The organism is Rhodococcus sp. KRD175 (genome assembly GCF_017168275.1).
Classification (GTDB): Bacteria; Actinomycetota; Actinomycetes; order Mycobacteriales; family Mycobacteriaceae; genus Rhodococcoides; species Rhodococcoides fascians.
Map to the genome: position 1 here is coordinate 127,322 of NZ_JABFAQ010000015.1, position 12,642 is coordinate 139,963.

The window sequence follows — 12,642 nt, forward strand, 5'->3', positions numbered from 1 at the left end:
ATCAGGCCCCGCCCTGTGACCGCGGCTACCAGCCGGTAACCTGCTCGGCGTGATCGGACACACTCGTGACGGCGATGTCGTCATCCTGGAATTGCAGCGACCGGACAAGCGCAATGCGCTGAGCACGGATCTCTGTGTCGCGCTACGACGCGAAGTCGAGCAGGCGGATGCCGACGGCGCGCGGGTCGTGGTGATCACCGGACAGGGCAGTAGCTTCTGTGCCGGTGCCGACCTGACCGGAGATGCGTTTCCCGACGCGTTCGGCGAGACGCTGGAAGGCATGCTCGATGCCATCGAGCGAGTGTCCGTTCCGGTGGTGGCGGCGATCAACGGGCCTGCCGTCGGAGCGGGGACGCAACTGGCCATTGCCTGCGACCTGCGGGTGGTCGCACCCGAGGCATTCTTCGAGATTCCCTCCACGCGTCTCGGAATCGCAGTGAGCAACTGGACGATCAAGCGGCTGGCGGCATTGGCCGGCGGCGGCGTGGCGCGCACGATCCTGCTCGGCGGCGAACGGGTGCACGCCGATCAGGCGTACACGTGCGGTCTGGCCAATAAGCTCGGCGATCGCGATGTTGCCGTGCAGTGGGCGCACTCGATCACTGCCCTTGCACCCCTGGCGCTGCGACACCTCAAACTGGTGTTCAACGACGACGGCGCGCACGACGATCCGACGCCCGCACAGCGCGCGGCATTCGAGGCCGCGTGGAGCAGTGCGGACATGAAGGAAGCGCGCCGCGCGAGAGCCGAGAAGCGCGCACCGAAATTCGTGGGCAAGTGATCAACGGAGCGCCCGACGCGGGCGACACGGCCTGGTTGCTGGCGAGCACCGCGCTGGTTTTGCTGATGACGCCGGGCTTGGCCTTCTTCTACGGCGCCATGGTGCGCTCGAAGAGCGTGCTGAACATGATGATGATGAGCCTGTCGGCCATCGCCGTCGTATGGCTGCTGTGGTTGGCGTTCGGGTTCTCGATGGTGTTCGGCGACAACGTGATCGGCGGCTGGATCGGAAACCCGTTGCAGTACGCCGGTTTCGAGGGTTTGCTCGGCGGCGTGTACACCTCGGCGGCGGGCACGGTGTCGATTCCGTTGGTGGGGACCGTTCCGGCGTTGGTGTTCGCAGCGTTCCAGGCAGGATTTGCCATGGTGACGGTCGCGCTGATCTCCGGTGCCGTCGCAGACCGGATGCGTTTCGTGCCGTGGGTGCTGTTCGCGGCCCTGTGGTCCACGCTGGTGTATTTCCCTGTGGCGCACTGGGTTTTCTCGCTCGACGGGCTCACCAGTGAGTTCGGCGGGTGGATCACCAACAGGCTCGGCGCGATCGACTTCGCCGGTGGCACGGCCGTGGAGATCAACGCGGGTGTGGCCGGGCTGGTGCTGGCCCTCGTGGTCGGCAAGCGGAGCGGGTGGCCGCGAGATCCCATGCGTCCGCACAATCTTCCGGCCGTCATGCTCGGAGCCGGACTGCTCTGGTTCGGCTGGTTCGGTTTCAACGCGGGCTCGTCGTTGGCGGCCGACGGCGTCGCCGCAGTGGCGCTGGTGAACACGATGGGCGCGGGCGCGCTGTCGATGGCGGCGTGGCTCGTCGTCGAGAAATGGCGGGACGGGCACGCGACGTCGTTCGGCGCGGCGTCCGGAGTGGTGGCCGGACTCGTCGCGATCACGCCGTCGTGTACTGCCGTCACACCGATTGGTGCAGCCGCGATCGGCATCGTCTCGGGCGCGTTGTGCGCGTTGGCGATCGGCCTCAAATATCGCTTCGGCTACGACGATTCACTCGACGTCGTCGGTGTGCATCTCGTCGGCGGTGTCGTCGGAACGCTGATGATCGGACTCGTCGCCAGTGCGCAGATGCCGGCGGGCAAGGACGGTTTGTTGTACGGCGGCGGTCTGCATCAACTCTGGGTGCAAGCCATCGCCGTCGTGGCGGTGTTCGCGTACACGGCAGTCGTCACCACCGCTATCGCGTTCGCGATCAAGGCCGTCATGGGCGTGCGCGCCGACGCGCAGCACGAGGCCGACGGCCTGGACAAGCACGAGCACGCCGAGTCCGCCTACGACTTCGGAGTGGGCCACGGAGGCAGCAACAAGCCTGGTCTTTTCGGTAAGTAGGGGCAAACCCTGCGCGTCCTTTACGAACCGATCGGTCGCTGAAAGTCGTTCTGTCCCTTTCGCGTTGATGCGATCGATCGTTGTTCGGTTCGACCCCTCTCGTTCATCTTCGGTTCGCTCTTCACGCTCGTTGTGCCCATACCTTTTCGCTGCTCGGTATCGAGAGATGGACACGACGAAAGACTGAGGAACATGAAGCTGACTCGATTCGCGGCAACGTCCGCATTGGTCATTGCAGCGATGACGACCGCCATGGGCACCGCCTATGCGGATCCGGCACCGGCTCCCGCCGCTGCCGTCGGGTGGAACGTCACCCAGGCCGGCAACCAGGTCCTCGTCGACACGACGGCCGGCACCCTGAGCAACGAAGACAACCACCTGGTCGTCCGTGACGCCAACGGCGCACTCGTCGACTCCGTACCGCTCGCCATCGCCGCCGACGGATTCTCGCACCCCGTCGCTGCCGACATCGACGGCAACCACGCCACTCTGACCGCAGATGTCTCGCCTGCCGCGGCAACCCCGGTCTCCACCTCCCTTCCCGGCCTGCAGCAGGTCGACCTGCCCGCCGCAGTCGCAGGCGTCAAGGACAACCTCAGCCTCACCGCCTCCGTCGGTGGATTCCTCGGTGCTGCAACCGGAATCGTCGGCGGATGCATCCTCGGAATCATCACCGGAGTCGTCGTGACCGCACCGGTCGCGACTCTTCTCGGAGCAGGCCCCATCGGCGGCTGCGTCATCGGCGCAATCGCCCTCGGTGCCATCGGATCGCTCGCCGGCACCTCCGCCGGTGGCCTCGGCGCAGTCATCGGTAACGCCGGACAGTTCATCCAGCTGCTCAACGCTCCTCCCGCAGTGAAGAAGTAACATCGCCTCGACAACAGTGCTGTGGCCCGCATCGGATATCCGGTGCGGGCCACAGTCGTCGAAAGGTCTAGCGAGCCAAGGCGAGATCCCCCACGTGAGCTCGCCGAGCTGCCGTCACGAGTTCGACGATGGCGTCCGCCACCTCGTGTGCTCGTTCGAGAATCACCATGTGTCCGGCCTGTGCGATACGTACCAACCGTGCATCGGGCAGGTGGGCGGCGAGGGTTTCCGAGTGTCGCATCGGCGTCATCAGGTCGTCCGAACCGCACAGCACCAGCGTGGGAATCGAGGCCAGCGCGGCCAGACCGGCCACCTCGTCGAGTCCGCGGAACGCGCCGAGGAAGCCGGCCATCGTCACGATGGACGTGTCGCCGAGCATGGCCGTCGCCAGAGTGACCACCCGCGGGCTGACTTTGTGGGAGCCGCATCCCGCCGTCCTGACGATGGGCGCGCACACCCCGCGACTGAGCCTCTTGGCACCCGACATCAATCGAGGGGCCCGTCGAACAGCTGCCTGAAACGCCGACACGGCCGGATGCGCGAGGCAGCGACCGAGCCCGTCATCGGTGATCCCGCCTGCGGACGTCGCGATCAACCCGACCCCGACGAGGCGCGAGCCGACGGCATCCGGGTACTGACGCGCGTAGGAGAGCGCCGTCATGCCGCCCATCGAGTGTCCGATCAGAACGAACGGCCCGACCGGTACAACAGCGCGGATCACGTCGGCCAGGTCCTCGCCGAGCTGATCGATGGTGCAGCTGTCGGGCGATGCGGCACCGGATTCGCCGTGGCCGCGGTGGTCGTACAGAACGATTCGCGTGTTCTCGCCCCAGACATCCTCGACGTGGGTGCGCAGCTCGGTCCAGGACTGCATCCGCAGGCAGTGCCCATGGACGAACACAACGGTCAGAGCCGCATCGGGCCGTCCGAACTCGCGCACTGCGAGCGTGGTGCCGTCCCCTGCGGCGACGGTGCTCCGGCGACCGACCAGGTGGTTCTGCTCACTGGTACTCATGTGCGCTCCGCGGTGTCAGGGTCACGTGACGCGACGTGGATGTTGTCCGGTACGTCGCTCGGACGACACGCCGTGTTACCTGAGTCACATTTTTTTCGATTGTGGAAGCCGATCCGACCAAGCCGAACGGTCGGCTGCCTCGAAGTACTGGTGAGCGTTCAGGTGAGGGCGCGCGTTGCCAAGAAGGAGATCGGCCATGAGCACTTCCATGGACACGCTCGAAGACGTCGTACCGCGGGCCGTCGCGGGCGACCGTGCCGCACTCGAACGCGTACTGGTGTTGATCCAACCTCCGATTCGCCGCTACTGCGCTGCCCGCATCGGCAATCTCGATGTCGCGGCCGACGACGTGGTGCAGGACGTCTGCCTCGCTCTGGTCACCGCGATACCCAAGTACCGCGACATGGGCAAACCGTTCATGGCATTCGTCTACGGAATCGCTGCTCACAAACTGGCCGATGCCGGCCGACGATCGGCTCTGCGGCAGACGTTCTCGACGGCCGAGCTGCCCGAGGAAGTGTCGGGTGAGGACGGTCCCGAGCAGGTCGCGCTCGGCGACGAACTCCGCTCCCATGCGCAGGCCCTGATGAACACCCTGCCCCCGAAGTACAGCAAGATCATCCTGATGCGAGTGGTGTGGGGCCTGACGGCACCGCAGACGGGCGAAGCTCTGGGAATGACGGCCGGTGCAGTGCGGGTCGCCCAGCACCGGGCGATGAACATGCTGCGCGCCGAACTGTCGAACTTCTCGCTATTGGCGGCCCGCACAGCTGCCTGACACCGCCCGGTGGATGGGCGTCCGAGACGTATGTCCGAAAAGCCGGTTCGATTAACACCAGCTACATCGGCGCAAGACACGTCGGCAACGTGGCGGTTCTACGTTGTTGATCCATGACCGCCGTACAGCCAGCGCCGACAGATACCGCGCTGAAAGAGACGCTCGAGGACTACACGCTGCGCTTCGCGCCGCGTAGCTACCGTAAGTGGGGGACCGGTGTTGTCGCGACGTCCGCGCTCGGCGGCATCGCCTATCTCGCGGATTTTGCCATCGGTGCCAATATCGGAATCTCGTACGGAACCGGCAATGCACTGTGGGGCATTCTGGTGTTCGCCGTCGTCATCTTCCTGACCGGCCTTCCGCTTGCCTACTACGCGGCCCGTTACAACATCGACCTCGACTTGATCACGCGTGGAAGCGGTTTCGGCTACTACGGATCGGTCGTCACCAACGTCATCTTCGCGACGTTCACGTTCATCTTCTTCGCGCTCGAAGGTTCGATCATGGCGCAGGGACTCGAACTGGGGCTGAGCATCCCGTTGCCCATCGGGTACGCGGTCTCGACCATCATGGTGATCCCGCTGGTCATCTACGGCATGAAAGCCCTTGCCAAACTTCAGGTCTGGACCACCCCGCTGTGGCTCGTTCTGATGGTGCTGCCGTTCGTGTACCTGGTGATCGGCAATCCCGACTCGGTGGGTGAGTTCTTCGCCTACGGTGGTCAGGACGGGGCCGACGGCAAGGGCGTCAACGTCGGGTCGGTGATGCTCGCCGCAGGCGTGTGTCTTTCGCTCATCGCGCAGATCGCCGAGCAGATCGACTACCTGCGTTTCATGCCGCCCAAGACTCCCGAGAATTCCCGACGCTGGTGGACGGCAGTACTTCTCGCCGGACCGGGGTGGGTCATCTTCGGTGCCCTCAAGCAGGTCGTTGGTCTCTTCCTCGCCGTGTACCTGATCGCCAACGTCGTCGACGGATCCAGCATCGCCAACGAGCCGGTGCACCAGTTCCTGGAGATCTACGAGAACTTCATGCCGGGCTGGCTCGCCATGACCCTCGCGGTGATCCTGGTCGTCATCAGCCAGATCAAGATCAACGTGACCAACGCCTATTCGGGATCGCTGGCGTGGACCAACTCCTACACCCGCCTCACCAAGACGTATCCGGGCCGCATGGTGTTCGTGCTGTTCAACCTGGCCATCGCGCTGATCCTGATGGAAGCCAACATGTTCGACTTCCTCAACAGCATCCTCGGCTTCTACGCCAACTGCGGTATCGCGTGGATCGCGGTGGTGGCCTCGGACATCGTGTTCAACAAGTACATCCTGAAGCTCTCGCCCAAGGTGCCCGAGTTCCGACGCGGCATGCTCTACAACATCAACCCGGTCGGCTTCGGATCGATGGCGGTGTCGGCAATCCTGTCGATTCTGGTGTTCTTCGGGGCGTTCGGATCTGCGATCAAACCGTATTCGCCCATTGTGGCTCTCGTTCTTGCACTGGTACTTCCGCCCATCCTGGCGGTGGCGACCAAGGGCAAGTACTACCTGCGACGCACCGATGACGGCATCGATCTGCCGATGTTCGACGAGCACGGCAACCCGTCCGACGAGCTCGTGATGTGCCACGTCAGCGGCATGGAATTCGAGCGACCCGACATGATCGCGTCCAACGTGCCGGGGCCCAACGGAGAAAAGCAGTACATCAGTTCGCTGTCACTGAGCACCGACAAGACGGGGGAGCACATTCTCCCGCCTCAGTGACCCAGCATGTGAGTGGAACCTCGTAGCAGGCTACGTGTGCTGTCTTGATACATGTGGGACACGGGTGTCTCGATACATGTGAGACACGATTCTAGGCTGCGGGGCGGTGGAGTTGTCCTTGGTAGCGCTTGTCGGTGTTCAGGTGCCATCCGGGCATCCGATCTGGCCATGGATTACTCCATAGCCGGTCACAGTGCCCCGCAGCATCATCACAGCCCGTGTGTCACATGTCCGTGGACATCTCGTGTCTCATATGTCCCCAGACTGAACACGTAGCAGGCTACGAAGTTCCACTCACATGGGGCGAAGCCGCTCAGATGGTGCGCGTCAACCGATCGGCGAGCAACTTGGAGAACTTCGCCGGATCCTTCAGCTCGGTTCCCTCGGCGAGAAGTGCCGTCGCATAGAGCAATTCGGCGGTCTCGGCGAGGTGCGGATCGTCGCTGCGATCCTCGCGGGCCTTCTTCAGTCCCGTCACCAGGTCGTGGTTCGGGTTGAGTTCGAGGATGCGCTTGGAGGTCGGCACGAACTGGCCCGAGGCCTTGTACATCTTCTCGAGCTGCGGGGAGAAGCTGAACTCGTCACCGACGACGCAGGCCGGTGACGTCGTCAGCCGCGTCGACAGACGTACCTCCTTGACGTCCTCGCCGAGGGTGTCGGTCAGCCAGGTGAGCAGGTCGGCGAATTCCTTGTCCTGCTCCTCGCGCTTGGCCTCGGACTCCTTCTTTTCTTCCTCGGTGTCGAGGTCCACCTCGCCCTTGGCGATGGACTGGAACGACTTTCCGTCGAAGTCGGTGACGTTGCCGACCCACACCTCGTCGACCGAGTCGGTGAGCAGCAGCACCTCGAGCCCGCGAGCCTTGAACGCCTCCATGTGCGGCGAGCTCTCGATCTGCTGACGCGATTCGCCCGTCATGTAGTAGATCTGCTGCTGGCCGTCCTTCATCCGGTCCACGTACTCGGCGAGGGTCGTCAGACCCTCTTCGGAGTGGGTGGACGCGAACGACGAGATGCCCAACAGGGTTTCGCGGTTGTCGGAGTCGGAGATCAGGCCTTCCTTGAGGACCGTGCCGAACTGCGACCACAGCGTCTTGTACTTGTCGGGCTGCTCGCTCTGCAGCTCCTTGACGGTCGAGAGCACCTTCTTGGTCAGGCGACGGCGGATCGCGCGGATCTGCCGGTCCTGCTGCAGGATCTCGCGAGAAACGTTGAGCGAGAGGTCCGCTGCATCCACGACACCCTTGACGAAGCGCAGGTACTCGGGCAGCAGTTCCTGCGAATCGTCCATGATGAACACGCGCTTGACGTACAGGTGTACGCCGGCCTTGCTCTCGCGCATGAACAGGTCGAACGGTGCCTGCGACGGAATGAACAGCAGCGCTTGGTATTCGAACGTGCCCTCGGCCTTGAACGGAATGACCTCGAGCGGCTCGTCCCAGGCGTGGCTGACGTGCTTGTAGAACTCCTTGTATTCCTCCTCGGACACCTCGTCCTTGGAGCGGGTCCACAGCGCCTTCTGCGAGTTGATCGTTTCCGTCTCGATCGTGACGGTGTCCTCGCCGCCTTCCTCTTCGCTCTTGACGCGCTTCTCGACGTCGATGCGAATGGGCCAGGCGATGAAGTCGGAGTACTTCTTGACCAATTCCTTGATCTTGCGCTCGGACGCGTAATCGTGGAGGTGGTCTTCCTCGTCGGCGGGCTTGAGAGCCAGCGTGACCGAGGAACCCTGCGGGGCGTCGTCGACGTCGGTGATCTCGTAGGTGCCCTCGCCGGTGGATTCCCACTTGGTGGCGGTGCTCTCGCCGGCCTTGCGGGTGAGCAGCGTGACCTTCTCGGCCACCATGAACGTCGAGTAGAAGCCGATGCCGAACTGGCCGATCAGCTCCTCGGAAGCCGCGGCATCCTTGGCTTCCTTGAGCTTCTTGCGGACCTCGGCGGTGCCGGACTTGGCGAGTGTGCCGATGAGGTCGATGACCTCCGAGCGCGACATGCCGATGCCGTTGTCCCGGATGGTGAGGGTACGAGCGGAGGAGTCGATGTCGATCTCGATGTGCAGATCCGAGACGTCGACGTCCAGATCCTTGTTGCGGTACGACTCCAGGCGCAGCTTGTCCAGCGCGTCCGAGGAGTTCGAGATCAGTTCACGGAGAAAGCTGTCCTTGTTGGAGTAGATGGAGTGCACCATCAGATCCAGGAGCTGACGCGTCTCCGCCTGGAATTCGAGCTGTTCGGTACTCAATGTCTCCCCTTCTAGCAGCAAAACCGACGCAAATATTCTACGGCAAGGCTACGGGTGAGCTGCGAAGACGTCGGCGCCGCCTACTGTGGGGGCCGTGACGAAGACGAAGTTCGTACTGGGAGCAACGGCAGCGTTGAGCGGGGCGTGGTTGGCGCGTGCGCTGTGGGGTCTGCCGTCGGCCATCGGTGCCAGACGCGTGCACATCACTCCCTACGCGGCCGGGTCGCCGCGCTACCGCGATCGCCGGTTCCACAACTCCGACCCCAGTTCCAGTTACGTGCCGGGCCGCGGTGACAAGGGCGAGAAGAACATGTTCGTCTCGCTCGTCACCGAACGCGGCAAGGGCAAGCCTCAGCGGCCGATCCCGTTGGCCCCGCCGATCGCTCCGGTGGATGCCGGTGAGCTTGCGGTCACCTGGTACGGACATTCGAGTGTGCTCATCGAGGTCGACGGCTATCGCGTTCTTGCCGATCCGGTGTGGAGCAATCGCGTGTCCCCGTCCTCGGTGGTGGGGCCGGCGCGGCTGCATCCGACGCCGGTCGAGTTGATCGACCTTCCGCGGGTCGACGCCATCGTGATCTCCCACGATCACTACGACCATCTCGACAAGGCGACCGTGCAGAAGCTGGCGAGCACACAGTCGGCCCCGTTCGTGGTGCCGCTGGGTATCGGCGCGCACCTGCGCAAGTGGCGGGTGCCCGAGGAACGCATCATCGAGCTGGACTGGGACGAGCAGACGAACATCGGCGGCCTCACCGTCACCTGCACCGAAGCTCGACACTTCTCGGGCCGCGGTCTGACCCGGGACTCGACGCAGTGGGCGTCCTGGGCGTTCGCCGGTCCGGTGCGGCGTGTCTTCTTCGGCGGCGACACCGGTTACACACCGAAGTTCGCCGAGATCGGCAGCAACTACGGACCGTTCGATCTGACGCTTCTTCCCGTCGGTGCCTACGACGTTCGGTGGCCGGACATTCACATGAATCCGGAGGAAGCGGTCACCGCGCACGTGGATCTGACGACGTCGGGCATCTTCGTGCCCATTCACTGGGCGACGTTCAACCTGGCTTTTCACCCGTGGTCCGAGCCGATCGTGCGACTGCACGCCGCCGCTCAGGACGTGGGTGTGCAGGTTGCGGTACCGATGCCGGGTCAACGCATCGACGGTACGAGGGCCCTGCACGACGATCGCTGGTGGTCCCGGCTGGGCTGACCGGGTTTAGGCTGCACTCATGTCTATCGACGCCGATGCACAGCAGGATACCGGGCTGACCGAGGCGGAGGTCGCCGCACTGCGGGCCGAGGGGAAATCGAACGACGTTCCCGCTCGCGCTTCACGCTCGGTTCGCGACATCGTCCGGGGCAATGTGTTCACCCGAATCAACGCGATTCTCGGTGTGCTGCTGATCATCGTGCTCTCGACGGGCTCGGTGATCGATGGCATGTTCGGCCTGTTGATCGTCGCGAACAGTGGCATCGGAATCATTCAGGAGATCCGCGCGAAGCGCACGCTGGATCGGTTGGCCATCGTCGGTCAGAACAAGCCGCAGGTGCGACGCGACGGTGTCTCGCAACAGATTCCGCCCGACGAGGTCGTCCTCGGTGACATCGTCGAACTTGGACCGGGTGATCAGATCGTCGTCGACGGCGAGGTCATCGAGACGGCAAGCCTGGAGATCGACGAGTCGCTGCTCACCGGTGAGGCCGATACGGTGCACAAACTCGAAGCAGCGCAGGTACTTTCGGGCAGCTTCGTCGTCTCGGGCAGTGGGGCCTACCGGGCAACGAAGGTCGGACGCGACGCCTATGCTGCCAAGCTCGCCGAAGAGGCCAGCAAGTTCACCCTGGTCAAGTCCGAGCTGCGCAGCGGTATCGACAAGATCCTGAAATTCATCACCTACCTGATGATTCCGGCCGGGGCGCTGATCATCTACAACCAATTGTTCTCCAGCGGGCAGGCTCTGCGGCCTGCCTTGAACGGTATGGTCGCGGCGCTGGTCCCGATGGTCCCCGAGGGTCTGGTGCTGATGACGTCGATCGCGTTCGCGGTGGGTGTCATCAGGCTCGGGCAACGGCAGTGCCTGGTGCAGGAATTGCCTGCCATCGAGGGGCTCGCGCGCGTCGACGTGGTGTGCGCCGACAAGACCGGCACTCTCACCGAGAACGGCATGCGGCTCTCGGAATTGGTGTTGATCGACGAGCACGACTCCGACTCGGTGCCAAAAGTATTGGCGTCTCTGGCGTACGACGACCCGCGGCCCAATGCCAGTGTGCAGGCCGTAGCCGAGGCGTACCCCGACGCGCCGGGGTGGACGCAGAGCGCGGTGGCCCCGTTCTCCTCGGCCAAGAAGTGGAGCGGTCTGTCGTACGGCGAGCACGGTAACTGGCTGCTCGGTGCCCCGGACGTGTTGCTCGACCCGACCTCGGAGACCGCTCGACAGGCCGAAGATGCCGGCTCCAAGGGTCTGCGGGTACTGCTGCTCGCCAGCAGTGACCTCGCCGTCGACGACACCGCGGCGCCGGGAGTCGTCACCCCGCGGGCTCTGGTGATTCTCGAGCAGAAGGTGCGCGAGGACGCCCGAGACACGTTGGAGTACTTCGCAAGTCAGCACGTTCAGGTCAAGGTCATTTCCGGGGACAACGCCGTGTCGGTCGGCGCGGTCGCCGGCTCGCTCGGACTTCCCGGTGGCGACGCCCCGATCGACGCACGTGACCTGCCCGAGGATTCCGAGCAACTGGCCGACTCCGTGCAGAACTCGACGACGTTCGGCCGCGTTCGGCCGGACCAGAAGCGTGCGATGGTGGGCGCGTTGCAGTCTCGAGGTCATACCGTTGCGATGACCGGTGACGGCGTCAACGATGTGCTCGCATTGAAGGACGCCGATATCGGTGTCTCGATGGGCTCGGGTAGTGCGGCCACGCGTGCCGTCGCGCAGATCGTGTTGTTGGACAACAAGTTCGCCACGCTGCCCTATGTCGTAGGGGAGGGGCGACGCGTCATCGGCAACATCGAGCGCGTGTCCAACCTGTTCCTGACCAAGACCGTGTACTCGGTGTTGCTGGCGTTTCTGATCGGGCTCTCGGGAGTGCTGTCGCAGGTCTTCCATTTCGAGCCGATCCCGTATCCCTTCCTGCCGAGGCACGTGACCATCGCCGCGTGGTTCACCATCGGCATTCCGGCGTTCGTGCTCTCGCTGGCCCCGAACAACGAACGGGCACGCAGCGGGTTCGTCTCGCGGGTGATGCGGTTGGCCGTTCCGTCCGGGTTGATCGTCGGCTCGTGCACGTTCGTGTCGTATCTGCTGGCCTACGCGGGTCCGAACGCCACCGAGACACAGGTGACCCAGGCGAGCACCACCGCACTGATCACGTTGATCATGATCGCGCTGTGGGTCCTGGCCGTCGTCGCGCGGCCGTACACCTGGTGGAAGGTGGTGCTGCTCGCGGGATCCGTCGGCGGATACCTGTTGTTGTTCGCAATCCCGTTCTGCCGCACCTTCTTCAAGCTCGATCCCTCGAACGTCGGTGCCACCACGAGCGCGTTGATCATCGGCGCTGTCGGTATCGCACTCGTCGAGGTCGCCCACCGATTCGGATCGGTACTGCGCAACCGGCAGGAGCGAACGTAAACTGCAGGTGTTCCGTTTCACCCGACTGGCAGGAGAGTTTCATGGGCTTCGCAGACAATTTGAAGGGCATGGTCGACAAGGGCAAGGACCTTGCGGCAGAGAACGCGGACAAGATCGACGACGTCGTGGAGAAGGCCGGGGACTTGATCGACAACAAGACCGGCGGCAAGTACGCGGACAAGATCGACAAGGTGCAGGAAGCAGCCAAGAAGGCAATTCCGGACAAGTAGGTCGATTCGGACCGT

At 63.9% G+C, this 12,642-nt stretch carries 10 protein-coding genes; 8 read left to right on the top strand and 2 right to left on the bottom strand.

Annotated elements, in window-relative coordinates:
* Positions 1 to 49 precede the first annotated feature (49 nt).
* The 3 genes from J1M81_RS20930 to J1M81_RS20940 all read left to right on the top strand — a co-directional run bounded on the left by J1M81_RS20930 (position 50) and on the right by J1M81_RS20940 (position 2,979).
* On the top strand, positions 50 to 781 hold the full coding sequence (locus tag J1M81_RS20930) for an enoyl-CoA hydratase (protein WP_206498755.1): 732 nt from the start codon (positions 50 to 52) through the stop codon (positions 779 to 781).
* A complete protein-coding gene (locus J1M81_RS20935; protein WP_206498756.1) occupies positions 778 to 2,112 on the top strand; it encodes an ammonium transporter in 1,335 nt (444 codons plus the stop codon). The genes J1M81_RS20930 and J1M81_RS20935 overlap by 4 nt, the downstream gene beginning before the upstream one ends.
* Positions 2,113 to 2,304: 192 nt before the next feature.
* Entirely contained in the window at positions 2,305 to 2,979 is a 675-nt protein-coding gene (locus J1M81_RS20940; protein WP_027495954.1) for a hypothetical protein, read from the top strand.
* 67 nt (positions 2,980 to 3,046) lie between these two features.
* Here the strand turns inward: J1M81_RS20940 and J1M81_RS20945 are convergent, their stop codons facing one another.
* On the bottom strand, positions 3,047 to 3,994 hold the full coding sequence (locus J1M81_RS20945) for an alpha/beta fold hydrolase (protein ID WP_206498757.1): 948 nt from the start codon (positions 3,992 to 3,994) through the stop codon (positions 3,047 to 3,049).
* Positions 3,995 to 4,190: 196 nt separating this feature from the next.
* Here J1M81_RS20945 and shbA point away from each other — a divergent pair, with 196 nt between their 5' ends.
* A complete protein-coding gene (gene shbA, locus J1M81_RS20950) occupies positions 4,191 to 4,772 on the top strand; it encodes an RNA polymerase sigma factor ShbA (RefSeq protein WP_135046580.1) in 582 nt (193 codons plus the stop codon).
* A 113-nt stretch (positions 4,773 to 4,885) separates the two neighbouring features.
* Entirely contained in the window at positions 4,886 to 6,532 is a 1,647-nt protein-coding gene (locus J1M81_RS20955) for a cytosine permease (protein ID WP_206498758.1), read from the top strand.
* A 313-nt stretch (positions 6,533 to 6,845) separates the two neighbouring features.
* On the opposite strand, the gene htpG is transcribed toward J1M81_RS20955, so the two are convergent.
* Positions 6,846 to 8,771 (bottom strand): molecular chaperone HtpG, encoded by a 1,926-nt coding sequence (gene htpG, locus J1M81_RS20960; protein WP_032385717.1) that lies wholly within the window; start codon positions 8,769 to 8,771, stop codon positions 6,846 to 6,848.
* An 85-nt stretch (positions 8,772 to 8,856) separates the two neighbouring features.
* Here htpG and J1M81_RS20965 point away from each other — a divergent pair, with 85 nt between their 5' ends.
* The 3 genes from J1M81_RS20965 to J1M81_RS20975 are packed head-to-tail and all read left to right on the top strand — an operon-like array spanning position 8,857 to position 12,627.
* The gene (locus J1M81_RS20965) at positions 8,857 to 9,981 is read left to right on the top strand and encodes an MBL fold metallo-hydrolase (protein ID WP_371833685.1); all 1,125 of its coding nucleotides are present in this window, start codon (positions 8,857 to 8,859) and stop codon (positions 9,979 to 9,981) included.
* Positions 9,982 to 10,000: 19 nt separating this feature from the next.
* Positions 10,001 to 12,397: an HAD-IC family P-type ATPase gene (locus tag J1M81_RS20970; RefSeq protein WP_206498760.1), complete on the top strand. Its 2,397-nt coding sequence runs from the start codon at positions 10,001 to 10,003 to the stop codon at positions 12,395 to 12,397.
* A gap of 41 nt (positions 12,398 to 12,438) precedes the next feature.
* Positions 12,439 to 12,627, top strand: coding sequence for an antitoxin (locus J1M81_RS20975; RefSeq protein ID WP_032373084.1), 189 nt, complete (start codon positions 12,439 to 12,441; stop codon positions 12,625 to 12,627).
* The last annotated feature ends 15 nt before the right edge of the window (positions 12,628 to 12,642 follow it).

What these genes read in the sequence shown, in the direction of transcription:
- J1M81_RS20945 (WP_206498757.1), bottom strand. Translation starts at nt 3,994, where the DNA reads ATGAGTACCAGTGAGCAGAACCACCTGGTCGGTCGCCGGAGCACCGTC.
- J1M81_RS20940 (WP_027495954.1), top strand. Translation starts at nt 2,305, where the DNA reads ATGAAGCTGACTCGATTCGCGGCAACGTCCGCATTGGTCATTGCAGCG.
- J1M81_RS20955 (WP_206498758.1), top strand. Translation starts at nt 4,886, where the DNA reads ATGACCGCCGTACAGCCAGCGCCGACAGATACCGCGCTGAAAGAGACG.
- shbA (WP_135046580.1), top strand. Translation starts at nt 4,191, where the DNA reads ATGAGCACTTCCATGGACACGCTCGAAGACGTCGTACCGCGGGCCGTC.
- J1M81_RS20970 (WP_206498760.1), top strand. Translation starts at nt 10,001, where the DNA reads ATGTCTATCGACGCCGATGCACAGCAGGATACCGGGCTGACCGAGGCG.
- J1M81_RS20975 (WP_032373084.1), top strand. Translation starts at nt 12,439, where the DNA reads ATGGGCTTCGCAGACAATTTGAAGGGCATGGTCGACAAGGGCAAGGAC.